Below are 25,590 nucleotides of genomic sequence, written 5' to 3' on the forward strand. Positions count from 1 at the left end.
CATTCCCCGGAGCGGAAAGCAGGCCCGTCCGAAGACCGCCGTGAAAGGCAAACGCTACCGCTGCGCCAAGTGCCGCAAGCGCAGCCCGAAGCCCGTCAAAACGCCCGCTCCCTGGTATTGCCCGACTTGCCTCGCAGAAATTGCCGCTGCGGCTGCAAACGAATCATGAGGGGATCGAAATCGTCAGTCGGTGCCACCGGCTGCCGCGAAGAGGTTGATGATCGCCTCGGCCAGCGTCAGGTCGTTCCATTTGTCCGGATCTGAATTCGGATACGACTCTCGCATCATCTTTCTCATCAAATCGGCCCGCGCTCGTTCCTCTTCGGCCGTTGGTTTGCGGCCCCACGCCTCTTGTATCGCAAGACTGGCCTCGTGCTCCAACAGCTTCATCTGATGGTGTTGCCGAGCGAATCCCAGCGGCGTCAGTCCGTTGCGGTCTCGCAACGTCAGATCCGTCCCGGCATCAATCAGCAGGCGAATGGCCTCAATATCGTCGATGGCCTGGAACCAGAGTTGACGGTCGATGGCGTACACCAACGCCGTATGTCCGTCCTGGTCGACATCGTTGGGGCGGGCGCCGCCGGCCAGCAGCAAACGAACGATCGCAGGCGAACTTGCTCCCAGCATCAGCGGGGTCGAGCCTTCCGGTAGTCGCGCATGGATATCCGCCCCCGCCCGAATCCACTCCTCCACGCTGTCCGCCATTTCGCCGTCGCAGGCCAAGTGCAGCCCGGTGGCGCAACCTCGGGTTCGCCTCGCCTCGAGATTCGCGCCGGCTCGGGCCAGCAGGCGAAATCGCTCACGATCGAGCGGCGGAAACGCGGCCTTCATCAGCGCCGTCTGACCGTTCTCGTCCGCGACGTTCGGATTCCCACCGCGGCTCAAGATATCCGCGACCTCTTCCAGCGGCAGATTCTTGAGCAGTCGCTCGGAAATCTTTCCGGAACGCTCGGCGAGCTCCTTCTCTTCCGGTGATTCCAGGTTCCTCATGCTCAAACGGCGGAGCATTTCATTGACGCGTTTCTGCTGCTCCTCAAACGACAGTCGATCCCGGTCATCCGACTCTTCCGACTCCGGAGCCCCGCCGGATTCCGAATCGATCTGCCAACTGCCGGTGCCTTTGTGATAGTCGTCAATATCTGCCTGAAATACGCTGCACGCTCCTTCCAAGCGGTCTCGGTCCAGATACCCCACGGGCATGAGGGCAGCCATCGACCGGCTCAGTGCCGGCTGGAAAGTCTGGTAGTTCAGCAGACCGCCCGAGTCGCGGACCTGGATCGGAAGCAGGCAGACATGCTGGCCGGTCGTCAACACGTCGATGGTCCGGCCCTCGGAAAACTTCAGCCGGACAAGGACCTGCGGATGATCGTTGGTCCAGATCGATGCAAAATGGCTGCGGATTACCGGCTCCGGGGCGTCGAACAGCCTTGGATCGAGAGATTCGATGGCGGGTTGACAAAGCTGTTCAAAAAGCTGCGCGACACACTCGGCAGGTAGTGCGTCGCAGTTCCCGGCGATCTCCTCCTGGCGGACAAAGCGGTCTCCCTGGCGGGTGATTGTCAGTTTGGCGAGGCTATGAGGGTCGGCGAATCCCTGCCACCTGGAGAAGACGTCGATTTGTTCCAGATTGGCTACGCTTAGTTCGCCGACCATGCTTTCGATGCCTCGCCGATCGTTGATGCGCCCCTACTTTATCGTGTAAATCTTCCGCCGGAAACCGCTACTTCGACTTCACTCCGCTGAGCGGGTGATTGGTGACGATGGTCCGGCCAATTCCCTGCTACCGGCAGTTTGCCGATTGGCAAAGCGGCGCGGCGCGAATCATACTACCGACACGGGGCGCCGTCGCGGCGCCCGGAACCGCTTGTCTTCAGGAGAGACGCTTTGAAACGCACTTCCTTGATTTCCGTTGCCGCAGCCCGCCTGGCGATCGGCTTCTCGCTCTCGGCGGTCATCGGCTTGATCTCGCCCTCGGACCGGCAGTTCGCCACGGCGGCGCGGGCCGCCGAGGACGACAAAGCACCGGCTCCGCCACCAGCGGATGACGGCAAACTTCGGATTCTATGCTTCGGCGCTCACCCGGACGACTGCGAGCTCCGCGTGGCCGGCACCGCCGCGCTTTGGGCGGCGCAGGGACACCACGTGAAGTTCGTCTCCGTCACCAACGGCGACATCGGTCATTGGCGCGAGGCGGGCGGACCGTTGGCCCAGCGCCGCAAGAGCGAGGTCGCCCGTGCCGACGCGATGCTGCATGTCACCAGCCAGGTGCTCGACATCCACGACGGCGAGTTGCTGCCCACGATCGAGAACCGCCGCACGATTACCCGCCTGATTCGCCGGTGGAACGCCGACGTCGTGACGAGCCACCGGCCCAACGACTATCATCCCGACCATCGCTACACGGGCGTCCTCGTGCAGGACGCCGCGTACATGGTCACCGTGCCTTATTTCTGCCCCGATACGCCGCACCTGCGGAAGAACCCGGTGTTTCTGTTCTATCCCGACCGTTTCCAGAAGCCGAATCCATTTCAGGCCGACGTGGCTGTCTCGATTGATTCGGTGATGGAGACGAAACTGCAAGCGTTGGCCGTCATGGAGTCGCAGTTTTACGAAGGCGGCGCAAACGGCTCGGCCGAGTTGACGCCCGACGATCCGGCGCGGCAGGCCGAACGTCGCCGGCAAGTTCGCGAGGGGTTTGCCGCCCGAAGCCGGGAGGTGGCCGACCGTTTTCGCGCCGTGCTGAGCGACGGGTACGGCGCCGAGGCGGCGGCCAAGATCGAGTTTGCCGAAGCGTTCGAAATCTGCGAGTACGGCCGGCAGCCGAGCAAAGCCGAGCTGCGGCAATTGTTTCCGTTTTCAACCGCGCCATAACCATCAAGCCATCAAGCTTGGGGTCTTCCGGTCGAGTTGGCACGCCTGCTAAACTGACGAATGGAGGTGACTTCTATGCTGGCAAGCGGCAGAGGCCCGTACAGTTCTCGACGATTGGCTGGTGCGTCGGCAGCGTCTGGCTGCGTCGGAGAGCATTCCCGAGCCGCACCGGCGGATGCAGTTGCAGGTGCTGGAATATCTCATTCGGCGTTACGCCGACTCGCCGGAAGCCGCCCGTCCGGCCCGCTGCGCTTCGACGGCCGCGTTCTACAGCAACGACCGCCTGATCGTCATCCACCATCATTTGGGGCGAGGGAAAATTGCCGGGGTCCGAAACCAGGCTGAAGCCAACCGGCGGGTGGGCGATATTCTCGGCCATCTGCGCCGCGTTCATGAACAAGACGCCGAAGCCGTCGCGGCGCTGCTTTCCGACCTGCTTTCGCTGCCCCGATCCGCCGACGAGCACTCCTACGAGCGTCGCGCGCTGCTCGACGCCATGCGGACGATCGCGCATCGGGATTGAAAGCAGAGCGCTAGTGTCGGTCGTCTTGTCCGGCCTTCTTGACCGAACCGCGGCCGGCTGGCAGGACCGACTTCGAGATATTTTGGAAATGAACGCCGCGCGCTAGGTTGTTTCCCACATTGAATCAGGGTAGAATCTCTTTAATCCTGATAGACAGCTTCCACGTTCGACCATGGTTCGCTTCCTTCGCGACGGCATCTGCTGGCTGCTTTCGGCCGTGTTGTTATTGACCAACGGCTGGCCGGTGGCGATCCAACATGCGCACGACCTCGGCGAGAATCCGTACCATCACTCCCACCGCGGCGAGGTCGTCGCCGATGCGGTTGACCGCACGCCGTCGATTGGTGACCCCAGCGCGGCCGTGTCGGGCGTGACCGAGCACGTCCACATGCTCTGGCTCGGCTGGGAAGTTACCATTTTGCCGACAAAAGGTTGTCGACCAGATTCGTCTCCCTCGGCCGTGGCGGCGGGAATGCTCGCCGAAGTCGTCGAGAAGTGTTCGACCGAAACCGACGTCGTGGGCGTGTTCGCGGCAAACACGCCGTTCGTTTCCAGCGTCACTTTACCGCCGCCACTCGATGCGGCGTCGATTCACGCCGACGCGCTGCCGCGCGTGGCGGCCTTGCCGCTGTGCGACACTGCGCGCCATCTGCGCTCGGGCGTGCAGTTGATCTGAGTTCTCCGGAAACGTCTTCGTTCCGGCCAGCGCGCGTGCGTTTGAACCCGCGCCGGTGCTTCGTCGTCCGCTTGCCGGTAGAACTTGCCCACGGATCGTGCCTTCAGCCAAGAGATGCTCCGCCGTATCCCAAACGCCGTCACTCCCTTTCAGGGCTACGCCATGCTTGCCGTTCGCCACGCGAGGCGGTCGGCGTCGCCCACGCGCTTTCGCCAACGGCCTGTAGGGTGGGACCAGCGAGCTTGCGAGCGCCGGCCCACCACGGGTTCGCGCGGATGGTGGGCCGGCGCTCGCAAGCTCGCTGGTCCCACCCTACATTTCGGGGCCTTGTGCCTCGCGCTGTTGACGTTGTCGCTCGGTTGCGGTTGCAAGGAGTCGTCGTCGCCGGCTCAGACGCAGCCCGCATCGAACGTGGCATCGGACGCGGGCGACGAAGGCCCTCCGCTCACCGAGGCTGATGTGCCGATGCCGGTCAACTATGCCGTGGCGGTCGAGCGGATTTGCGGCTATCGCGACGCCATCCGCCTGGCAATTGCCTCCGGACAACTTCGCGACGCTCATCGTCCGCTCGATGAGACCAACATTGCCATCGACCGGCTTCCCAGCGTCGCTCGTGCCGGAGGCGTGCCGCGCCGGTACTGGGAACAAATCGTCACGTCGAGCGAAGACCTGCGCGAAGCGCTCGATGAAATCCATACCGAGATCGACGCTCACCGCAAGCCCGATTATGCGCTACATGCCAAGCCGATCGACGAGGCGCTGGCCCGCTTACAAGCGGTCGCGACTGAAATAGAAACGCCTGCCAACAAGACTGCCAACGAGACCGACCGATGAACGCAATCCTACCGTTCCAACTCTTCCGCCGGCTGTGCCTGCCCCTGGGCATCGCGGCCGCTCTTTTCAACCAGGCCGCCGCCCACGACGAACACGAAGCATTGCCCAGCAAAGGGTTCGCCGTCTACAAGAATATGTTGCTGCTCACGCCGCAGGCCGAAAAAGCCATCGGTCTGAAGAAGGCCAAGGTCGAGCTCGTCACCTGGCGCGAGGAGATCGTCGTCAATTGCACCGTCGATGTCCCCTGCACGCGGCACGCCTACGCCGCTTCGCTCGTGTCGGGCAGGGTTGAAGAGCTGCTCGTGCGGCCGGGCGACGAGGTGCGGCAAGGCCAGGTGCTGGCGCGGGTCAAGAGTCTGGAGCTGGAAACGCTCGAATCGCAACTCTTGCAGGCCTCCGCCGAACACGATCTGGCCGCGCGGGTGCTCGACCAGCGGGAAACGCTGGCCGCCGGCGGCGCCCTGCCCGAACGGGACCTCTTCATCGCCCGCGCCAACCGTCGCGAAAAGTCCGCCGAGTTGGCCCTGCTGATGGCCAAGCTTCGCGCCGTCGGCTTGTCGAAGGAGGCGCTGACCGAGGTCATTTTGACCAAAGAGCCGGTCCGCGTGCTGCCGATCGTCAGTCCGATTGACGGCGCGGTGTCGGTGGCCGACCCCCGCGTCGGGCAAACCGTGGAACCGCACGACCACGTTTTCCACCTGGTCGACCGGTCGGCCTTGGCCCTCATCGGCGAAGTGCTCGAAAGCGACATCTGGCGCGTGCGCGAAGGGCAGCCGGTGCGGGTCGTGCTGGCCAGTTTTCCCGATTCACCGCTGACCAACAAGGTGGAGCACGTCGGTCTGAAGCTCAACGCTCAGGAACGCACGATGCACGCGCGCGTCGAAATGGCCAACCCCGACGGCCGCATTCGTCCCGGCATGTTCGGCCGCATGCACATCGAGGTGGCGGAAAAGCCGGAGACGGTCGTCTGCCCCGCCGATGCAGTGATTCGCCACGGCAAGGCGAGCTATGTGTTGCGCGAGCAGGGCCGCAATCACGGGAAGTATCTGCTCACGCGCGTCACGGTCGGCAATCGCGACGACGGGCGAACGGAAATCGTGGACGGGCTTTTTCCGGGCCAGCGCGTGATCAGCGTCGGCACCGTCGAGCTTGCGGCCCTGCTTAACGACGCCTTCACGGTGGCCGATGCCCAGGCGGAGTCGGCGCCCAGTTCACCGCGGGCGACGACGACCACGGCAAGCATCACGCCAACAGGCGCCAAGGGAGAGATCATCGTCGTGCCCGGACGCATCGAGGCGGCCACGAGTCGCAAGCAGTACGCCGCCGCAACGGTCGAAGGCCGCCTGGCAAGCATTCTCGTCGAACGCGGCACGCGCGTGCGCCGCGGCGATGTACTTGCCGAGATCGATAGCTTGCAATTGCGCAATCGCCAGCTCGACATGCTGTCGGCCCTGGTGCGGCTGGAGGTCACTCGGCAGATGCTCGGTCGCTTGAAATCCTTGACCGGCGACCGGTTGGTCGACCGCACGCGCGTCTGGCAGCTCGAATCGGACCAGCGGTCGCTGGAAAACAAGGTGGCTACGCTCGCAAGTCAACTCGACCTGATGGGGCTCGAGCCGGGCGAGATCGAACGTCTGCGGAAAATCGACGTCGGCCAGGCCGATGTTTACGAGAAGATTACGACGTTGTTGCCCGTGCGTGCGCCGGCGGACGGTTGGGTGGTCGAGTTCGAGCTGGGGCTGGGCGAAGTGGTGCTGCCGCTGGAGCGGCTCTTCGAGTTGCAGGATCTCTCTCGAGTCTGGGTGCAAGCTTACGTGCCCGAGGGCGATGCCGGCCGCGTCGGCGTCGGCCAAGAGGTGACGGTCACGGTGGCAGGCGATCCGACGTTTCGCGCGCGTGGCACGGTGACGCGCACGAGTCCGGAGGTATCGGCCACGGACCGCGTGCTGGCCGTTTGGGCCGAGTTGGATAACTCGCAGTTGCGCTTGCGCGAAGGAATGTTGGCGACCGTGGCCATCGAAGTCGACGACAAGAGCCAGTGGCCGGTGGCGAAGGAGTAGTGGTTAGTGGTTAGTGGTTAGATGAGAGATGAGAGCTGAGGGCGGCAACTCGTAAGGTGGGACCAGCGAGCTTGCGAGCGCCGGCCCACCGTGGACGACGTCCCTATTTAATCAACCACCCGCTTCAATGCCAAACTGAGGTGCCGTAGCGTTCTCGGATATGTCGAAAACAGGCTTCCTCGTTGGGCGACCAATGGAGAGTTTGGCATTGAAGCGGGTGATTGTATTTAATCCTCGCCCCTTAACGTAGGCGACGTCGCTTACGGTGGGCCGGCGCTCGCAAGTTCGCTGGTCCCACCCTACGGCCACGTGCTGGTCGCCGCCACCCAATCCAAAATCGAAAATCCAAAATCCAAAATTAGGCCATGTTCAACGCCCTCATTTCCTTCTCGCTCAAAAACCGCTCCGGCGTCGTCGTGGTGGCGGTCGTGCTGTTGTTGTTCGGCGGCTATCAGGCGGCCCAACTGCCGGTCGACGTGTTTCCCGATCTCAACCGGCCCACGGTCACCATCATGACCGAGGCGCACGGGCTGGCGCCGGAAGAAGTCGAGACGCTCGTCACGTTTCCGATCGAATCGGTGATGAACGGCGCCACCAACGTGCAGCGCGTCCGCTCGGCGTCGGCGGTCGGATTGTCGATTGTGTGGGTGGAGTTCGACTGGGGCACCGACATTTTTACCGACCGGCAGATCGTGCTGGAAAAGCTGCAGCTTGCCCGCGGCCGCTTGCCCGATTCGGTCACGCCGCTGATGACGCCGATCGCGTCGATCATGGGCGAGATCATGATCGTCGGCGTGCAGTCCACCGGCAAGACCACGCCCATCGAGCTGCGCACGCTGGCCGATTGGACGATCCGCCCGCGGATTCTGGCCGTTCACGGCGTGGCCCAGGTGGCGGTGATGGGCGGCGAACTGAAGCAATACCAGGTGCTCACCTTGCCCACGCGGCTGGCCGAATATGGCGTCACGCTCGACGAGCTGACACGGGCGGTTCAACAGTCGAATGCCGTGTCGGGCGGCGGTTTCTTGCTCTCGCACGAGCGTGAGACGTTGATCCGCATCGTCGGCCGGGCCACCAGCTTGGACGACCTGGAAGACACGGTGGTCGTCGACCGCGACCCGGTGCCCGTCACCGTCCGGCAGGTGGCCGATGTGCGATTGGGCGGCCCGGTGGCGCGCGGCGACGGCAGCGTCGAGGCCCATCCGTCGGTCGTGCTTACGATCCAGAAGCAGCCCAAGGCCGACACGCTCGTGCTCGACCGGCAAATCGAAGAAACCGTCGAAGAGATGCGCAAGACGCTGCCGGCCGATGTGGTGATCGACACGCGCGTCTTCCGCCAGGCCAGCTTCATCGAGGCCGCCATTCGCAACGTGGTGGAAGCCATCCGCGACGGGGCCATCTGGGTCGTCGTCGTTCTGTTTCTCTTTCTGTGGAACCTCCGCACGAGCGTCATCACGCTGGTCGCGATTCCTCTGTCGATCGTCATCACCGCGCTGATCTTTCGGGCCTTCGGCGTGACGATCAACACCATGACGCTGGGCGGCCTGGCGGTCGCCATCGGCGAGTTGGTCGACGATTCGATCGTCGATATCGAGAACATCTATCGCCGCCTGAAGGAGAACCGCCAATTGCCGCAGCCCGATCATCCGCTGCGCGTGATCTTTCACGCCTCGGCCGAGGTCCGCAACAGCATCGTCTTCGCCACGCTGATCGTGGTGCTGGTGGTGCTGCCGCTGTTCTGGTTGTCGGGCCTGGAGGGGCGGCTGTTCGCGCCGCTGGGTCTGTCGTATCTGGTCACGCTGCTGGCGTCGCTGGTCGTCTCTTTGACGGTCACGCCCGCCCTGGCGGCCTACCTGCTGCCCAATGCGTCGTTTCTGGACCACGCCCACGATCCGTTGGTGGTCCGATGGCTGAAATGGATCGACAGGCGGCTGTTGCACCTGACGCTGCGGCACGCTTACGTGGTGCTGTCGGCGGTCGCGGTGCTCGTGGCAGTCAGCGTGGCGGCGATCTATTGGATGGGGGGCGAGTTCATGCCCGACTTCAATGAAGGCACGTTGACCATCGAATCGAGCGCTCCGCCGTCGGTCAGCCTGGAGGAATCGAACCGCGTCGGCACGCTGATCGAGAAGATGCTGATGGACGTGCCGGAGGTGACCAACGTCTCGCGGCGCACCGGCCGGGCGGAGCTCGACGAACACGCCGAACCGGTCGGCCATTCGGAGTTCGACGTAGGGCTGCTGGCGCCCGAAATACCCAAGCCCGGCTTTGGGTACGCCGTGGTGCGGGCCGTGCCCGGTCTGCACCGCTTCGGGGTCGATCGCCAGGGCCGCTCGCGCGAAGAGATTCTGGCCGACATCCGCGACCGGATCACGGAAATGCCCGGCGTCGCGGTGAACATTGGCCAACCCATCTCGCACCGGCTGGAGCACATGACCTCCGGCATTCGCGCGGCGATTGCGGTCAAAGTGTTCGGCGCCGATCTCGATATCCTCCGCGAAAAAGCACGGGCGGCCGAGCAGTTGATGGCCGCCGTGCCCGGCGTCACCGACCTCTACATCGAGCAGCAGGTCGAGATTCCGCAAGTGCGTGTCACCGTGAAACGCGACGAAGCGCGGCGCTATGGCCTGACGCCGGCGCAAGTGGCCCGTGCCCTGGAGACCGCCTTTCAAGGACGGACGGTTTCGCAGATTCTCGAAGGGCAGCGGCTGTTCGACCTGGTGGTCTGGTTCGATCCGGCCGCCCGGCACGACATCGAGTTGATCCGCTCTACTCCGCTGAGCATCCCTTCCGGCGGGCGCGTGGCGTTGGGCACGGTGGCCGAGGTAGCCGAAACGACCGGCCCCAACACGATTCATCGCGAGAACATCGTGCGGCGGATCGTGGTGCAGTGCAACGTGGCCGGCCGCGACCTGACGGGCGTAGTCAACGACATCCGTCGCGCGGTGAGCGAGAATGTAGCGCCGACGCTGCCGACCGGTTACTTCATCGAATACGGCGGCGAGTTCGAGAACCAGCGCGACGCACAGACCCGCCTCATGGTGCTGAGCTTGTTTTCCGCGTTTGGCATTTATTGCCTGTTGGTCAAGTGCCTCGGTTCGTGGCGTGGCGCGGTACAAGTGATGGCCAACATTCCGCTGGCGGCGATCGGCTCGGTGGCCGCGCTGCTGTTGACCAACTGGCCTTCGGCAGACGCCTTGGCCGCCGTGCCTTGGTGGGACTGGCCGCGCGTCTGGATCTCGGCGACGACCTTGTCGCTGGCGCACTGGGTCGGCTTCATTACGCTGGTGGGCATTGTTTGCCGCAACGGCATCATGATGATCTCGCACTACATTCACTTGATGCGCTACGAAGGCGAGCAATTCAGCGAGCAGATGATCATCCGCGGCAGCTTGGAGCGGCTGGCCCCCGTGCTGATGACCGCGGCCACGGCCATCATCGGCCTGGTGCCGCTGGCCTTGGGCGCCGGGCAAACCGGCAAGGAGATTCTGCACCCCTTGGCCGTGGTGGTGATCGGCGGGCTGATCAGCTCCACGCTGCTCGACCAGATCGTCACGCCGGCGCTGTTCTACAAATTCGGCCGGAAGGTCTACGAGCACAGGGTCGAGGAGGAGGTGGTGTTCTAGGCTGCGCGAGGCGCTGTTGTTGCAAATTGACACGCGCTTCTAGTGGTCATCTTTGGCCCGCCCGTCGCCGGGCATGGTGCTAGGCCGCGGGGGAGTCGAAATTGACCGAGGGGCTTGTCGAGCCGAGTTGCAACAGCGTACATTTTTTCATGGAGGCGCCGTTTCCTGACGTGTTACAGCGCCGAAGCGTGACGTAGGGCGCGTCTTTTCGCTTGTGTCCCTCAATTCTTCCCCAACCGCCGGTACTTCTCCTGGTATTTTTCCCAGAGACGCTGCTGGCGGTTGTTGAGGTCGATGCGGCGGCCGGCGATGAAAGCCAGGCTGACCTGCGAAGGCGTTTCCAAGGGATCGCCGTCGCTCACGAACAACGTGGCGTCTTTGCCCGCCTCCAACGAACCAAGGCGGTCGGCGACTCCGAGAATCTGGGCGGGATAGAGCGTGACGGCCTTCAAGGCTTCGTGGGGCGGAAGGCCATAAGCCGCGGCCGTGCCGGCGTGATAGGGAAGATTGCGGACCATCGAGGCCCGATCGGCGCTGGCGAGGCAGAACTTCACGCCCAACTCGTGCAGCCGGGCAGGCACGGTGTAAGGGGCATCGAACCCGTCGTCGTGGCGGCGAGGCAGGCGGTGCGTGCCGGCAACGATCACCGGCACATCGAGCTGTTTGAGCAGGTCGGCGCAGTGCGGCGCATCATAACCGCCCAAGAGGATCACCTTCACGCGCTCCCGCGCGGCGAAGGCCAGGGCCGACTGGATCTGCTGGATCTCGTCGGCGTCGATGATCAACGGCACCTTGCCCTCCAGCACCGGAACGAGCGCTTCCCACCGCGCATTGAAGTCGGGCGCGGCCCCTTTGCCGTTGGCGCAGGCGCGGCACGCAGTGGCATAGTTTCGCGCTTCGTCAAACGCCTGACGGATCTCTTCCAATGCCTTGTCGCGGGCCACGAGCTGCTCTTGGGCCTTCATCTCTTGCCACCAGGTGTGGATCGGCGCCATCTGCGGCCAGCGCATGTGGACGCCCACCACCGGCTTGATGGTCATCTCTTCCCAGGTCCAGCCGTCGAGGCCGATCAGGGCCGACGCGCCTGAAATCAAGCCTCCGCCGGGCACCGACAACACGCTCAGCACGCCGGACGTGCGTGCCACCGGAATCAGCTCGCTGTCGGCATTGACCGCAACCTGCGCCTTGGCGTTGGAATTGATGCGGCCAGTCTCGGTATGGTCGTTCGTTGCCCGGACCATGGGAATCTCCATCAGCCCCAGGTGCGTATAACCATCGATCATGCCGGGGTAGACGTGTTTGCCTTGCACGTCGATCTTCTCGGTGTTGCCGGGCAAGACCACCTCGCGGCCGACCGCCACGATCTTGCCGGCGTCGAAGAGCAGCACGCCGCCTTCGATGGCCGGGCCGGATACCGGATGGACGGTGCCGCCGACCAAGGCGATGGGGTGATCTTGCGGCAGACCGGGAACTTCGGGCGAGGCAAAAGCTATTTGTGCGGCCAAGGCAAGGCACAGGCCGGCTATGCATTGGGCGTAAGGTGGGACCAGCGAGTCTTGGCTCGTGCTGGCCCACCGTAATCGACTCAATCGCTGCATGAATTCCTCGCTGCTATCGGTGGGCCGGCGCTCGCAAGCTCGCTGGTCCCACCTTACAAAGAAAAACTACTCCTCACTCTCATCGTGATCGCGGCCGTGCTCGCAGAACACGTCCTCGCGCGGGTACAGCTCGCGGCGGTCGTCGTCGAGGCCCTCCGGCTCTTCGTTCGATGCCAACACGCGTTGAATCAGCGCGGCACGCATGCGGTCGCCCTCGGCGCGGCGGGCCGCGTCGTCGGCGCGGTCGAAATAGCGGCGGCCGTCGATCCAGGTCTGCTCGCAACGGGCGTAGCTCGAAAGCGGCGCACCGCTCCACACCGCCAGGTCGGCGTCTTTGCCGATCTCCAGCGAACCGACCCACTTGTCGATGCCAAGCTGCCGGGCCGGGTTCAGCGTGACGAACTTGAGCGCTTCCGGCGGCGGCACGTTGCCATAACGCACGGCTTTCGCGGCTTCGAGGTTCAATCGCCGGGCAAGCTCTGGATCGTCGGAGTTGAACGACACGACCACGCCTGCCTGGTGCATCAACGCGCCGTTGTAAGCGATGGCGTCGTAAACCTCGAACTTGAAGGCCCACCAATCGGAAAAGCTCGATGCCCCCGCGCCGTGGCGCGCGATGACGTCGGCCAGCTTGTAGCCCTCCAGAATGTGCTGCAGCGTTCCGACCTTGACGCCGAACTCTTCGCAGGCCCGCAGGAAGGCCAGAACCTCGTCCTGCCGATAGCTGTGGCAGTGGACCAACCGCTTTCCTTCGAGCACCTCGGCCAGGGCTTCCAGCTCCAGATCGACGCGGGGCGGCAGGCCGGCGGGTTGTTCTTTCCACTGCTGCTGGCGGCGGCGATAGTCGCGGGCCGCGCGGAAGGCGTCGCGCACAAGCTGCTCCACTCCCATACGGGTCTGCGGATAGCGGGTCTTGAACTGATCGCCCCAGTTGCTCTGCTTGACGTTTTCGCCCAAGGCGAACTTGATGCCCGGCGGCGCGTCGGCGAACTTCATGTCATCTGCCAGCGCACCCCAGCGGAGCTTGATGACCTGGTTCTGCCCTCCGATCGTGTTGGCCGAGCCGTGCAGGATGTTGGAGGTGGTCACGCCGCCGGCCAACTGGCGATAGATCTGAATATCGTTCTGGTCGATGAAATCGCCGATGCGGGCCTCGGCGGTGATGGTCTGGGCCTGCTCGTTGATGCCGCCGTCGGTGGCCACGTGCGAGTGGCAATCGATGATGCCCGGCGTGAGGTGCTTGCCGGCCAGGTCAATAATCACAGCGCCGTCGGGCACGGTCACGTCGAGACCGACCGCGGCGATTCGTCCCTCGGCGACGACGAGCGTGGCGTCGTTGAGAACGCCGGCCGGTCCGCTGGTCCAGATCGTGGCGTGTTGAAAGGCGACGGCCTTGGGCTGTTCGGGCTGCCCGGCTACGCCAAAGGCGCCCAGCGGATAGTTCACAGCGAAGAGTGCGGATTTGGCCGCCTCGGCACCCTCCGGCTTCGATGCACCATCGTCCGTGGGCGCCGCTTTTTCATCGGCAGGCGGGCGATAGACGGCGGTGCGCTTGGCGCGAATCGTCGATGTCGAGCCGTCCGGCCAGACGACAAAGCCCAGCCATGATGGCTCAGCCGCTGACGAATCGCTCGACGAGACGGTGGCGCTAAGCTGTACGATACCTTGCCAGCCGAGCGGCCCGGCCTGGAAGTGGCCGCTGAAGTGCGACGCCTCCAGCACGGCCCGTGTGAGCGAAGCCTCGCGGTCGCCGCGCTTGATCTTGCCGGTCAGCTTGGCGGGCTCGCCGTCGAGTTCGACCGTGAGTGTTTCGGTGCCGCCGTCGGGCTTCGACAATTGCAATTGCCACGTTCCTCGCATTTCTAGGAGCGGTGTGGCGTCGATCTCGTAACGGCGACCGTCGATCCACGTCTCGCAAATTTTGCTTTCGACGTCGAAGATGTCGCCGTTGCAGATCAGAAAACTGGCCTGCTTACCGGCTTCGAGTGTGCCCAGCCGCTTGTCTACGCCGAACAGCTCGGCGGGCGTTACCGTCAGCGCTTGCAAGGCCGAGTCGCGCGCCAGCCCGTGTTCGACTGCTTTGCGGACGCCCGACAAGAACGAGCCGGGATCGCTTAGCCCGTGCGACGTGAAAGCGATTTTCACGCCCGCCGAGTCGAGCCGGCCGGGGTTCTCCGGGGCAATGTCCCAGTGCATCAACCGATCCAGCGGCACCGACATGGCGGCTTCGGGCGTCGTCACGCGGGGCGGCTTAGGAAAGTTGACGGGCAGCACCACCGGCAGACCGGTCTGTTTGATGGCATCGAGCCGGCGATATTCGCGGCCCGACCCCCGCACAATCGCCTGCAAGCCGAACTCATCGGCGACCTGCATTGCCCGCAGAAAGTACAGCTCGTCGGCGGCCTGAAACATGACGGGGGCTTTGCCGACCACGAACGGCTGCAAGGCGGAGAGCGCATCGTTGCGCTCGGGCCGGGCCATGCCGCTCTGGCTATCGAAGCACTTCCAGGCATCGGCGTACCAGCGTGCGTCATAGAATGCCTGGCGGACCAATGCCATGGCGCCCATCGGCGACATGGGATAGTTGTCGAGCGCCCGTTGGGCCGGCGTGAGCATCAGGTGCAGGGCCACCTGGCTTTTCAGGATCGTGCGGCCGCCGGGTTCATCGCCCAGCGACACCAGGGCACTGGTGCCCTTGACGACTCCAACCGAAGGCGCCACCAGCCGGGCAGTGATTCCCTGTCCGCGCAGCTTCTTGTTCGCCTCGGCATCGAGCGTATAGCGGGCGTCGGCGCTCGTCTGCGGTACGACGTGCTTGTTCCAATAGGCCGCGCCGTGCTGCTCCGATGGGCCCAGCCGCGAGGCTTCGGCCGACAGCTCGGAGTAGGCGTCGATGAAGCCGGGATAGATCGTCTTGCCATCGAGCTTCCAGACCCTGGCATCGGCGGGCGGCTCAAGATCGGCGCCGACGGCGATCACGACGCCATCGCGGACGACGAGCGTTCCGCGATCGAGCACTTTGCCCGGCGCGGTCACGATGCGTGCGCCGGTGAAGGCATGGGCGGCGGTCGCACCCTCGCGCAGCCCGGCCGGCGGCGCCGTGGAGGGCACGGCCGCGAACATGCTCGTTACCGTTGCCGGGATCAGCAAAGCGACAACACCAAATGCCAGCAAGGCTTGTTTCTTCATAAAAGTCGAACCAACCGGTGTGAATGGATCTAACCTCGAAAATACTTGATGGCCGGGTAGAGTTCCAGTCACACGGTCGGGCAAACCTGCGAAATGCGTTTTGACCGCAGAACGCGGCCGCCGTTAAGCATAGGCAGCCATCGTGCCGATGGCAGAACGAGGAAGCGCTCTCCAAGGGGGCCATCCGATGCCTGCCGGCACAATGAACGATGTTCTATCGTTGCTCGACGCCCATTATGAGGCGTTCTTCAGCGCCAAACCACATGCGGACAAGACGGGTCACCCCGTTCCTTGCGACACTCGTGCGTGGTCGCAGATTTTGATCAGCCTGCTGACCGGCATCAACGGGCGTCGACGGGAGAAAGGCGCCGATTTTGTCGACGGATCGGACGTCAAGGCTGCTTGTTGTTGGGGTGCAATCGACACGCCGCGCTTTAACGGCGCGATCCCTGCCGGGCGGCTGAGCACCACGTCGCGGAAAGCCGAAAACCTGACCGCGTTCGACAGCATGCCGTTCCTCTTCTTCGTTCTTTGGGACGACGATACCGACGCTCATCCGCGCTGTCGTATCTGGTGCGTGCGCCCCCGCCAGGACCGAGTTTTCCGGAAGATGTGCGCCAAATGGTACAGGCAACGAGCAACGGGCGAGATCAAAAGCACCAACTTTCAGTTGCATCCACCGCGATTCCGCGACGATGACATCTTTCGCAACAAATGCGGAAATCTCGCGTACCCGCTTCTGTTCACCGCGATCCGCAAAGAAAACGGGTTCGAGTGCCTGCGTTATGACCCGGCCGCGCTTGAGCAGGGCAAATGCACGTTGGCTCCAGACTGAAATCGGCATCTCTGCCTACCATTCAAATCCGGGATCCCCCTGCTGAATCTTTTCATAGGCACGGGCTTCGCGCAGTCGTCTGGCATAATGTAACTCCCGCCACGAAATGTAGTCGGCGAGTTGTTCCGTCATCTCGACCTTGTTGACGTTTACCGACAACACGCGGTCTTTGGGAACTCGTTGCCGGCTGGACGATGTGCCCTTCGCCATAGCCTGCACGGTTTGCGATACGCTGGGGTGATGCAAGGCCAAAGAGATTCGCCAGGCATCATCGGGCTTTTTCGGCCTCAGCACCACGAATTCCGCGCTGCATGACCACGATCCAGGCAACTGCGGCACGACGGCCACGCGCCAGATTCTCGGGTTCATGCACGATACCAGAATATCGCCTGGCCGGCATGCCAGTCCTCGTGAAAGTGGCTGATTCTTGCTGGCTGCGACGATGTCGATGAGCCCCGTCCCGTCGACGTCTAACACCGACACGTGAAACCGCTCTGGGGTTCGATTGCCATCGTCAGTCTGGAAGACGCGGACCATATCGACAACATCGCCGAGAACGGGTCCCGTGCTTGACGAGCCATTCGTAGCCGCGTGCATAAGCCTTGCGGCCACGAACGACTCGTGTTCCTGCCAGCAGGCAACCGTACGGCCAAGCACTGGCCGCGGCGAGCCGAACTCGTCAGCAATTCGCGTAAGATCGTTGCCTTGTGGGTCGTCCGCCCGCTTCTTGCCGCGCTTCAAGAAGCCGACGTGATGAGCGACCGCGACATAGAGCCGTTTCTTCTTCGATTCTTCCAACTTTTGCGCCACGAGAAACGAGGTCTTCGCCACAGTGCCGCCCAGCGAGAAAGTCGCCGTCGGCAGCGAGACGATGGCCGCCAAGTGAATCCACGTGTTGCGGAATCGCTCGTAAACCATCAGCGCTTTCTTGAAGTCGTCGGACTGCACGACTCCATCGGGAAGCACAATGGCCAGAGAACCGCCGGGAGCGAGGAGATCAAGATTGCGAAAGAAGAACAACTCAGAGGGATCGGCACTATCGCTGGAGCCTCGCATGCCGATCGCCGTGAGGATCTCGCAGGGGATCGACTCGGAAAGCTCCTTGTTCCAGCGATACTTGCCTGCGCCAAAAGGTGGATTGGTTGCCAACAGCAGAAACTGGCTCCGCAATGAGCCAACCTGCGGGGCGATCAACGAATCGCCGACGCGCTCGAACGACGGCTGCATGCCGTCGAACAGAAAGTTCAGCTTGCCCAGATCGACCGCCATGAGCGACTGGTCGAAAAGCCGCGCCGCGTTCTCCAGTCGGTTCCGGGAAACTCCGGCAGCCTCCAACCGGCGAGCAATCGCATACACGAACCGGCCTGTGCCGCCGCAGATGTCGCCGAAAAGCAACCGCTCCTCGCCGCCTAGCCGGTCGAGTGCCTTATCGCCGGCGACCTTGAGGAGCATATCGACCATCGGAAATACGACTTCCTCCGGCGTGAGGAACGTTCCCAGCCCCTCGCCGCCCTCGAACTTGCCTCGCAACAGCGTGTTGAACACAAGGCCCAAGCTGTCGGACTTGTTTGTCAGCCGGCATACGTCGTGTACAGCCTCCAGCACCCGTGGAACATGTTCCTCACATTCTGCGACGACTGCGGAAAAGTCGAAGTCGTCGGTGGGAAACAGCCCGTTCATCGAAGACCGAAGGTCGCCGTATCTGTGACAAAGATCGGCCGGCGATGAAGTCCGGCCAACCAGTTTGGCGACGCAAAGGCACCTGGAAATGAAAAACAGCGTCTTGGAGACGGGTTTCAGCGACGTGCGCGCGTAAACGTAGTCGGCCACGTCCAAAAGGATGCGTTCGGCTTCGACGAGCAGTCGCTGCTCGTCCGTGCCGTTATCATTATCGAACAACGTGGGTTCGAAAGTGCGAAGCCGCGCTTTGTTTCGCGTAGCGGTGGTTGTCATCGTGTCGCTCCTTCCCTGGGTCATTCGCCCATCATAAGGCGACGAACGTTCAGGAGCAATCGGGGCGCAACGTGGGCGGGGCCGGCCGCAGGATTTGAGCGGCCGCTAAAGTTGACGATTTCGGCTCAATCGGCCCAGGCGTTATGGCCGACAAAGCAGAAGAGGTGCTTTCGGCCTTTGAGCCAGATTCCTTAAAGTTCTCAGCCTCATGCTACGACTCGCAAGCATTCTGACCGTGGCTATGCTGCTCGCTTGCGGCCCGCTCGCCGCTGGCCGCAAGGCCCAAGCTCAACAATTGATTGGGCTCAGCGATGAAATCATCCTCCTTTCCAAGGGCCAGACCAAGAAGCGGCAGGCGAAGCAACAGTCGGCCGCGGGCGCGGCGCCGGGCGCCGGCGAAAATCCGTTTCTGCATGAGCCGGGCGGACGCGGCCGGGGACTGGAACAGCATGCCGATCCCTCGCGATCGACGGTCCATTTTCGCGGCGGATCGGGCAGTGCCTTGTCGTCCATCTCCGCGCCCCCTCCGCAGATCATTCGGTCGTCGGCCCCGCTGGGCGCCACGCGTCCGCAGATGAAGGCCGAGGCGTTGCCGCCCTTGTATGGCCCGCTCGAATTGCCGCCCGGCGACGTCGAAGGCCCGCCTGACGGTCTGACGCTCGATCAGGCCATCGAGCGGCTGGTGCGTTTCAACCCCGACCTGCGGGCCAAGTCGTACGAGATTCCGCAAGCCAGGGCCGATGTGATCACCGCGGGCCTGCGCGGGAATCCGTTCTACTTCTTGTCGGGGGGCGGCTATCCCTACGCGCCCTATTCCCAAACGAGGCCGGGAGGAACGAACTACGGAGTCACTGTGGTCCAACCGGTCGATCTGAACCATAAGCGACGCGCACGCGCCGACGCCGCACGGGCCGCCGTCAACGTGCTCGAAGCCCAGTATCAGAACGCCGTGCGGTTGGCGATCGACGACCTCTATAACACGTTCCTCGATGTGGTCGTGGCGCGCGAAACCATTCGCTACGCCGAGGCCAGCCTGGCCGGCTCAGCGAAGCTGCTCGAGACCGCCGAGGTCCAGTTGCAGGCCGGCGCCATCACCGAGCCGGACTATCTGAACATCGCCATCCAGCACGACGCCGCGGCCATCGGGCTGGACCGGGCACAAACGCAATATCAGCAGGCCAGGCATGCGTTGGGCATGATGTTGGCGTTCCCGCCCGAAATGGCGGACCAACTTGAGGTGCGCGGGCTCATTCGCGACACAGCCCCTCCGCCGCCGAATCGCGACGAACTCGTGCGGACCGCCCTCAACCTTCGGCCCGACGTGGCGGCCTTCCGCTTGGGGATCGCCCGAGCGCAAGCCGACCTGCGCGTGAACCGCAAAGAGGTGATCGAGGACGTGTTTGTCATCTACTCGCCCTACCAAACGCAGAGCAACCAGGCGATCGGCGGCCAGACCGCAAACAGCTTCTCCTTCGGCCTGCTGGGAACGATTCCGCTCTTTAACCGAAACCAAGGGGACATCCGCCGGGCACAATACAACGTGACTCAAACACGCGTCGGGCTGGCCGCGGCCGAGCGGCAGGCGATTGCCGAAGTCGATCGGGCACTGCTGGAGTATCAGGCCAGCCGCAAGTCGGCCGAGCGGCTGGAGAAGGTGATCTTGCCGCACTCGGAGCGGGCACGCCAAGGCGTGATCGAGCTTTTCAGACATAAAGAAAAGAGCGGCATCGACGTGCTCGAAGCTCAGCGGCAACATAACGAGTTTGTCCGCCAATATCGCGACGCCGTCATCGCTCATCGCCGCGCCATGCTGCGGCTCAACACCGTGGTCGGCCAGCGGGTTTTGCCGTAGCGTCGGCTGCAAAACGGACGTCGTGAGAAGGAATCAGGCGTCAGGCATCAGGCACGGTCCTCCTTCTTTCGCGCCTGATGCCTGACACCTGACGCCTGACGCCTGGTATCGGTGGGCCGGCGCTCGCAAGCTTGCTGGTCCCACCCTACGCGCGCTGCATTGCCCGTTTTGACTGTCATAACCGAAAAAGGAGAGTCCATGAGCTATCGTCCGCAGAGCGAGCCGGAACCGGGCCGCGAAGAAGTCGACCGATTCAGCGGACCGGTGTTGTTGGAGTTTGGGGCCGCGTGGTGCCCTCACTGCCAGGCCGTGCAGCGCGAATTGGCCGCCGCGCTGGAATCGCTGCCGGCCGTCAGACACATCAAAATCGAGGACGGCAAAGGCAAGCCGCTGGGCCGTTCATTCCGCGTCAAGCTCTGGCCGACGTTGGTCTTCATGCGTGACGGGCAGGTGCTGAGACAAGTCTCGCGGCCAAGTTCCGACGAACTCCGCGAAGGGATGTCGCTATTCAAGGAATAGCGATCTGTAGGGAACGCCCTCAGTGGTGTTCCGTGGTTCGGTCGTTGTCGAATCCGTCGGTTGACTGCGGAACACCACGGAGGGCGTTCCCTACAGATGCCAGGCTTCCATAAGCCGCCGTTGTGGCGGTCGTCCAAGGGGTTTATACTCACGCCCCCACTCCGCCGGCGGCACGCGCATGGAAACCTCGTTGCACCGAGAGCTGAAGCGGCTTTATGCCGACCCGGCCAATCTGCGCATGGAGGTGCGGCACGGCCATTATCGCATCGATGCGGTGCGCGACGGCGAGCTGGTGGAGATTCAACACGGCTCGCTGTCGGCCATTCGCAACAAAGTGGCCGCGCTTTTGAGCGACCATCGCGTGCGGGTGGTCAAGCCGATCGTGGCCGCCAAGCTGTTGGTCAAGCGGTGCCGCAAGAACGGCCGCGTCACCGAGCGCCGGTTGAGTCCCAAACGCCAGACGTTGCTGGCGTTGTTCGACGAGTTGGTCTACTTCACCAAAGTGTTTCCGCATCCGCGGCTCACGCTGGAGGCCGTGCTGGTCGAGACCGAAGAATGGCGCTATCCGGGTCACGGACGGCGGCGACGCTGGCGGGCCGGCGATTTCGTGGTCGAAGACCAAAAGCTCGCAGCCGTGCTCGACTCCTGCCGCTTGCAGACGCCCGCCGACCTGCGTAGGTTGCTCGACTGCGAGTTGCCCGAAACATGGCAGACCGTCGATCTGGCGGCGGCACTCGATGTGCCACGGCACGTTGCTCAGCGGATCGCCTATTGTCTGCGCGAGACGGGCGCGGCGCAGGCGATCGGCAAGTCGCGAAATGCCGTCGTGTATCGCTGGCCGGATTTCACCAGCGCTGGCAAGGCAGCCTGAGTAGCCCGCTTGCTCCGCAAGCGGAAGGGCGTGGCACTGGCGTTGGATCGCCCATACGGTGGAGGATCCAAGCGATTGGAGGGTTCCGCTCACGGAGTGAGCGGGCTACGTTCTTCAATCACGCCCAAAGGTTGCCCGACGACGATCGGTTCGTCGTCGCGCACCAACTTTTGCGTCAGCACGCCGCTGGCGGGCGCCGAGAGATCGACCGTCACTTCGCCGGCCAGCACTTCCAGCAGGCGGTCGCCTTCCGTCACCTCGCTGCCGCGCCGCACCAGCCATACGCTGGCCACGAGCTGCCGATCGGGAAGGCCCAGGTCGGGCAACGCCAGCACGTGCCGCGCCGCAGACATCTCAGCTCGCCTCCGCCATGTCACGCGCATGGTAGCTCGATCGCACGAAGGGTCCGCTGGCCACCTGCCAAAAACCGAGCTGCCGGGCCATCCGCCCCAGCTCGTCGAACTCGTCGGGCGGCAGATACCGCTCGACCGGCAGGTGCTTGCGCGACGGCTGCAAGTATTGGCCGAGCGTCAGCAGATCGCAGCCGGCGTCGCGCAAGTCGGCCAGCGCGTCGAGAATCTCCTCCCGGCTTTCGCCCAGGCCCAGCATCAGGCCGCTCTTGGTCTTGATCCGCGGGGCAAGCCGCTTCACCCGCCGCAGCAGTTCGAGCGTCCAGCGATAGTCGCTCTTGGGTCCGCGCACCCGACGATAGAGCCGCGGCACGGTTTCCGTATTATGGTTAAACACTTCGGGCAGGCTCGCCACCACGCGCTCGACCGCGCCCGGCTTACCGAGAAAATCAGGCGTCAGCACTTCAACCGCCGCGCCGGTCCGCTGGCGAACCGCCAGCACACAGCGATAAAAGTGTTCCGCGCCGCCGTCGGCCAGATCGTCGCGCGTGACCGAGGTGATGACCACGTGCTTCAGCCCCAGGCGGAAAGCCGCTTCGGCCAGCCGCTCCGGCTCGTCGATTTCCAGCGGTTGCGTCGGGCCGCGCTCGACGGCACAAAAACCGCAGGGCCGCGTACAGACGTTGCCCAGCACCATGAAGGTGGCCGTCTTCTGCGAATAGCACTCCATGCGGTTGGGGCAACGGGCATTGTCGCAAACGGTTTCCAGCCGCAGCTCGTCGAGCAACCGGGCCGTGAAATGGTCGGCGTTGCCCAACGGCACATTTCGCTTCAGCCAACGCGGCAGCCGCATGGCCGGCGCGTCGGCGGGCTCATCCAACACGGGCAGGGTAAACATGGCTTGCTCCGTGACGCGGCCGAAACAGCGGATGTCCCGAATAGACGTGATAGCGGTCGCAGCCAAACGCTTCCGAAAGCCGCCGCACCACGGCCTCGCGCATGCCCGCCATGCGGACGGGCCGGCGGCGGTCGGCGGCCAGCGAAGTCATCGGGCTGAGGTCGATCGGATCGCTCTGGACCCAACGGAAGGGATAGAGTGCGGGCGAGACGTTGATGTAGGCGCCGTAGTAGCTGACCCAATTCTTGACCGCCGCGGCCACGGCTACCACTTGCCCGGTGTGCGCCCACAAACCAAACCGGCCCGGCCTGACATCGGCCTGGCAGCTCACGTCGGCCAGGGCGGCCGCCAGTCCTTGTTGCAGCCGCTGGAGGAAGCCGCCCACGCTCAGCGACCATTTCTCCAGCGGCACGATGGGATAGACGGCGAGCTGGCCGGGGGCGTGGACCAGGCAGCCGCCGCCGCGGTTCGTCCATCGCACGTCGATCTGCCGGCTGACCAGCTCGTGATGGCTCAAATGAATGTGCGACCGCGAACCTTGGCGGCCGACGGTGACGACGAGCGGATGCTCGCAAACCAAGAGGGCGATGTTGCCGCAGTTGCTGCCCGACGCCTCATACACCAGCCGCTGCTGAAGCGACAGGCAGGCGTCGAACTCGACCCGCCCGAGTAGATGCGCTTCGACGGTGGGTCGCAGCACGGTTTGTCGGGCGTCGGGTGACATAGAAACGTCTGTGTGCAAAAGGCTGAAATCGGCACTCTTCGGACCGCGTCGTTGCCGAACGGATTAGGCAGGTCCGGCCGAGCGTAAAAGACTGCATGGTCGTGGTCTCACCGCCATCGTGGTCGATTCTTGAGTTTAGCAGGCCCGCGCGAACGGGCCAAGATCGGCAGGCGGCTCTCGGTAACGCTGGGCCTGTGCTTGCAAACGCGTGTTCCGGCCCAGTGCTTTGTCAGTCGTCGATTGATGGTGGCTGGGGCAGAGCTTGGCCTGCTACCACCGCGACCATCAGAATACGCCCTGCGGCCAAGCGATGCCCCGGTGTGACGCGCCGGGGCATCGCTTGGCCGCCGAGCGTGTCCTCAAACCGGATCGGATCTGGCCAAGCTCTGCCCCAGCCACCGACCAGTCGTTTGCGATCCATCGATCAGTCGATCGGTGACAAAGCACTAGGTATCGCGCCGGAACAGCCGCGGATCGATTGCCGGGGGAGCTGGGTCTTGCTCGTGGCGCGGAGTTGGCTCGACCTCGTGATCGTCGCTCGCTTCCACGGCCCAATCGTAAGTGTTGGCCAGGGCCAAGCGGACCGTGCTGGTGATCGTCCTCCGGCTGACCGGCTTCGTGAGGAACGAAAACGCGTCGGCCTCGAACGCCTGCCGCACCAGGCCCTCGTCGGGATGGGCCGAAAGAAGAATGCATGGCAGCCGCGACTTCATCTGCTTGACGATCCGCAACGTTTCCAGCCCGGTCAACCGCGGCATGTGCATGTCGAGCAAAAGCAGGTGAATGTCGCTATGGCGCACGATGTCGAGCGCTTCGGCTCCATTCTCGGCCAGTAGCGTGTGGAATCCTTCCGGCTCGAAAACGCCGCGCAACGTCTCGCGGAAACCGCGGTCGTCGTCGGTAATCAAGATGGAAGCACGCATGGACTGCCTCGCGCCAAACGGGAACGTCATCTCAAGGCTTTCGTCAGGAAGGAGTGGCAGGCGGTAAGAAGATGGAGCAAGTGCGATACCAAATCCTAAGTCGACACGGCAGGCGAGCGTGCTACCATGCGTAACTCTCATGTCCTGCGGTTCTTATATCATGGCTCGAAATGCCGGCAAAGACAACTTGGGGCGAATGGGGCGAGTCCGGCGGGGGCGGAAATAGGAAGCCGCTGCCAATCCGGCAGGCTTGTAACCGCGGCCGACAACCTTATACTGGCCGAAAAGAACCTCACGCGCGAACGCCATCGGCCTTTTCGGGGCCAGTCAAAGGACGACCGAGTTGGAAACCTCACATCAAACCATCCCGCCGGCACCCCAGGCCACGGGCTTTTACGGCCGCCACGAATTCCTGCTCCGCCGGCTGCACTCGCTCAGCGGCATTGTGCCCGTCGGGGCCTATATGTGCATCCACCTGCTCACCAATGCCACGGTGCTGGGCGGGCCGCAGACGTTTCAGGAGAAGGTCGACACGATTCATAGCCTGGGACCGGCCCTGCCCTTCGTCGAGTGGACCTTCATTTTCATTCCGATCATCTTCCATGCCGCCTTGGGCATCGTGCGGGCGGTGAATTGCGAGCCGAACAGCGGCACCTACCGCTACGGCAGCAACGTCCGCTATACGCTGCAGCGCGTGACCGCCTGGATCGCCCTGCTGTTCATCGGCTGGCACGTGTTTCACATGCACGGCTGGTTCCACAACAGCTTCTGGACCGAAAAAGTGGCCCACAATCTGGGCGGCGGCCAGTTCGACCCCGAACACGCCACCTCCACCGCCGCGGCCGCCTTGCAGTCGCTGCTGGTCAAGATTCTCTACACCGTCGGCGTGCTCTCGACCGTCTACCACCTGGCCAACGGCCTGTGGACGTCGGGCATCACCTGGGGACTGTGGACCACGCCCGCGGCCCAGCGGCGGGCCGACTATGTGTGCGGCGCCTTTGGCCTGCTGGTGGCCTTCATCGGCATGAGCGCCCTGTTCGGCATGAGCCGGGCCGACATCGGCGAGGCCCAGGCGATCGAACAGGCCCGCATCGAGCAGCGCGAAGAAATGGCCAAGCGCGTCGAGCAAATCAAGGCGCAGGAAGCGAGCGAGAAGACCGGCGGCGAAACGGCGCAGTTGCCCGCCGACGCGGCGAAGGAATAGGGAGGATGGCCTTCCCAGGCCGTCCCGTAAGAATCCCGTAACAAAGAAGACAAGCACACTGGACGGCCTGGGAAGGCCATCCTC

19 protein-coding genes are annotated in these 25,590 nt (G+C 63.6%); 11 read left to right on the forward strand and 8 right to left on the reverse strand.

Annotated elements, in window-relative coordinates:
- Positions 1-183 precede the first annotated feature (183 nt).
- Positions 184-1,653: an ankyrin repeat domain-containing protein gene (locus VNH11_35155; protein ID HVA51633.1), complete on the reverse strand. Its 1,470-nt coding sequence runs from the start codon at positions 1,651-1,653 to the stop codon at positions 184-186.
- A 231-nt stretch (positions 1,654-1,884) separates the two neighbouring features.
- Between VNH11_35155 and VNH11_35160 the strand changes: the two genes are divergently transcribed.
- The 6 genes from VNH11_35160 (at position 1,885) to VNH11_35185 (ending at position 10,590) form a co-directional block, all read left to right on the forward strand.
- Positions 1,885-2,871 carry a PIG-L family deacetylase gene (locus tag VNH11_35160; protein HVA51634.1) on the forward strand — a complete coding sequence of 329 codons (987 nt, stop codon included), beginning with the start codon at positions 1,885-1,887 and terminating at the stop codon, positions 2,869-2,871.
- A gap of 175 nt (positions 2,872-3,046) precedes the next feature.
- Positions 3,047-3,394: a hypothetical protein gene (locus tag VNH11_35165; protein HVA51635.1), complete on the forward strand. Its 348-nt coding sequence runs from the start codon at positions 3,047-3,049 to the stop codon at positions 3,392-3,394.
- Positions 3,395-3,566: 172 nt separating this feature from the next.
- Entirely contained in the window at positions 3,567-4,070 is a 504-nt protein-coding gene (locus VNH11_35170) for a hypothetical protein (GenBank protein HVA51636.1), read from the forward strand.
- A gap of 114 nt (positions 4,071-4,184) precedes the next feature.
- Entirely contained in the window at positions 4,185-4,904 is a 720-nt protein-coding gene (locus VNH11_35175) for a hypothetical protein (protein ID HVA51637.1), read from the forward strand.
- Positions 4,901-6,964: an efflux RND transporter periplasmic adaptor subunit gene (locus tag VNH11_35180; GenBank protein ID HVA51638.1), complete on the forward strand. Its 2,064-nt coding sequence runs from the start codon at positions 4,901-4,903 to the stop codon at positions 6,962-6,964. Before VNH11_35175 ends, VNH11_35180 begins: the two co-directional genes overlap by 4 nt.
- Before the next feature lie 365 nt (positions 6,965-7,329).
- Positions 7,330-10,590 (forward strand): efflux RND transporter permease subunit, encoded by a 3,261-nt coding sequence (locus tag VNH11_35185; protein ID HVA51639.1) that lies wholly within the window; start codon positions 7,330-7,332, stop codon positions 10,588-10,590.
- A gap of 221 nt (positions 10,591-10,811) precedes the next feature.
- Here the strand turns inward: VNH11_35185 and VNH11_35190 are convergent, their stop codons facing one another.
- Positions 10,812-12,095, reverse strand: coding sequence for an amidohydrolase family protein (locus VNH11_35190; protein HVA51640.1), 1,284 nt, complete (start codon positions 12,093-12,095; stop codon positions 10,812-10,814).
- 159 nt (positions 12,096-12,254) lie between these two features.
- Positions 12,255-15,377: an amidohydrolase family protein gene (locus VNH11_35195; protein ID HVA51641.1), complete on the reverse strand. Its 3,123-nt coding sequence runs from the start codon at positions 15,375-15,377 to the stop codon at positions 12,255-12,257.
- Between the two features lie 187 nt (positions 15,378-15,564).
- On the opposite strand from VNH11_35195, the gene VNH11_35200 reads away from it, so the two are divergent.
- A complete protein-coding gene (locus tag VNH11_35200; protein ID HVA51642.1) occupies positions 15,565-16,212 on the forward strand; it encodes a MamI family restriction endonuclease in 648 nt (215 codons plus the stop codon).
- Positions 16,213-16,227: 15 nt separating this feature from the next.
- Here VNH11_35200 and VNH11_35205 read toward each other — a convergent pair whose 3' ends face one another.
- A complete protein-coding gene (locus VNH11_35205; GenBank protein HVA51643.1) occupies positions 16,228-18,165 on the reverse strand; it encodes an N-6 DNA methylase in 1,938 nt (645 codons plus the stop codon).
- Between the two features lie 208 nt (positions 18,166-18,373).
- Here VNH11_35205 and VNH11_35210 point away from each other — a divergent pair, with 208 nt between their 5' ends.
- The 3 genes from VNH11_35210 (at position 18,374) to VNH11_35220 (ending at position 21,407) form a co-directional block, all read left to right on the forward strand.
- The gene (locus VNH11_35210) at positions 18,374-20,017 is read left to right on the forward strand and encodes a TolC family protein (GenBank protein ID HVA51644.1); all 1,644 of its coding nucleotides are present in this window, start codon (positions 18,374-18,376) and stop codon (positions 20,015-20,017) included.
- A 198-nt stretch (positions 20,018-20,215) separates the two neighbouring features.
- Entirely contained in the window at positions 20,216-20,536 is a 321-nt protein-coding gene (locus tag VNH11_35215) for a thioredoxin family protein (GenBank protein HVA51645.1), read from the forward strand.
- A 178-nt stretch (positions 20,537-20,714) separates the two neighbouring features.
- Entirely contained in the window at positions 20,715-21,407 is a 693-nt protein-coding gene (locus VNH11_35220; protein ID HVA51646.1) for a hypothetical protein, read from the forward strand.
- Positions 21,408-21,496: 89 nt separating this feature from the next.
- On the opposite strand, the gene VNH11_35225 is transcribed toward VNH11_35220, so the two are convergent.
- The 4 genes from VNH11_35225 to VNH11_35240 all read right to left on the reverse strand — a co-directional run bounded on the left by VNH11_35225 (position 21,497) and on the right by VNH11_35240 (position 24,302).
- Positions 21,497-21,760, reverse strand: a complete 264-nt coding sequence (locus VNH11_35225) for a lipoyl domain-containing protein (GenBank protein ID HVA51647.1) — start codon at positions 21,758-21,760, stop codon at positions 21,497-21,499.
- A gap of 1 nt (position 21,761) precedes the next feature.
- On the reverse strand, positions 21,762-22,655 hold the full coding sequence (gene lipA, locus VNH11_35230) for a lipoyl synthase (protein ID HVA51648.1): 894 nt from the start codon (positions 22,653-22,655) through the stop codon (positions 21,762-21,764).
- On the reverse strand, positions 22,630-23,379 hold the full coding sequence (locus VNH11_35235; GenBank protein ID HVA51649.1) for a hypothetical protein: 750 nt from the start codon (positions 23,377-23,379) through the stop codon (positions 22,630-22,632). Before VNH11_35235 ends, lipA begins: the two co-directional genes overlap by 26 nt.
- A gap of 446 nt (positions 23,380-23,825) precedes the next feature.
- Entirely contained in the window at positions 23,826-24,302 is a 477-nt protein-coding gene (locus VNH11_35240) for a response regulator (protein ID HVA51650.1), read from the reverse strand.
- A gap of 343 nt (positions 24,303-24,645) precedes the next feature.
- Between VNH11_35240 and VNH11_35245 the strand changes: the two genes are divergently transcribed.
- Complete coding sequence (locus VNH11_35245) at positions 24,646-25,506, forward strand: succinate dehydrogenase cytochrome b558 subunit (protein HVA51651.1); 861 nt, start codon at positions 24,646-24,648, stop codon at positions 25,504-25,506.
- Positions 25,507-25,590 lie beyond the last annotated feature (84 nt).

This window comes from Pirellulales bacterium, assembly GCA_035533075.1.
Classification (GTDB): Bacteria; Planctomycetota; Planctomycetia; order Pirellulales; family JAICIG01; genus DASSFG01.

Coding starts and splice junctions, on each gene's coding strand:
- VNH11_35220 (HVA51646.1), top strand. CDS start 20,715: ATGGAAACCTCGTTGCACCGAGAGCTGAAGCGGCTTTATGCCGACCCG.
- VNH11_35180 (HVA51638.1), top strand. CDS start 4,901: ATGAACGCAATCCTACCGTTCCAACTCTTCCGCCGGCTGTGCCTGCCC.
- VNH11_35155 (HVA51633.1), bottom strand. CDS start 1,653: ATGGTCGGCGAACTAAGCGTAGCCAATCTGGAACAAATCGACGTCTTC.
- VNH11_35240 (HVA51650.1), bottom strand. CDS start 24,302: ATGCGTGCTTCCATCTTGATTACCGACGACGACCGCGGTTTCCGCGAG.
- VNH11_35200 (HVA51642.1), top strand. CDS start 15,565: ATGCCTGCCGGCACAATGAACGATGTTCTATCGTTGCTCGACGCCCAT.
- VNH11_35205 (HVA51643.1), bottom strand. CDS start 18,165: ATGACAACCACCGCTACGCGAAACAAAGCGCGGCTTCGCACTTTCGAA.
- VNH11_35170 (HVA51636.1), top strand. CDS start 3,567: ATGGTTCGCTTCCTTCGCGACGGCATCTGCTGGCTGCTTTCGGCCGTG.
- VNH11_35210 (HVA51644.1), top strand. CDS start 18,374: ATGCTACGACTCGCAAGCATTCTGACCGTGGCTATGCTGCTCGCTTGC.
- VNH11_35235 (HVA51649.1), bottom strand. CDS start 23,379: ATGTCACCCGACGCCCGACAAACCGTGCTGCGACCCACCGTCGAAGCG.
- VNH11_35165 (HVA51635.1), top strand. CDS start 3,047: ATGCAGTTGCAGGTGCTGGAATATCTCATTCGGCGTTACGCCGACTCG.
- VNH11_35175 (HVA51637.1), top strand. CDS start 4,185: ATGCTCCGCCGTATCCCAAACGCCGTCACTCCCTTTCAGGGCTACGCC.
- VNH11_35195 (HVA51641.1), bottom strand. CDS start 15,377: ATGAAGAAACAAGCCTTGCTGGCATTTGGTGTTGTCGCTTTGCTGATC.
- VNH11_35185 (HVA51639.1), top strand. CDS start 7,330: ATGTTCAACGCCCTCATTTCCTTCTCGCTCAAAAACCGCTCCGGCGTC.
- VNH11_35225 (HVA51647.1), bottom strand. CDS start 21,760: ATGTCTGCGGCGCGGCACGTGCTGGCGTTGCCCGACCTGGGCCTTCCC.
- lipA (HVA51648.1), bottom strand. CDS start 22,655: ATGTTTACCCTGCCCGTGTTGGATGAGCCCGCCGACGCGCCGGCCATG.
- VNH11_35215 (HVA51645.1), top strand. CDS start 20,216: ATGAGCTATCGTCCGCAGAGCGAGCCGGAACCGGGCCGCGAAGAAGTC.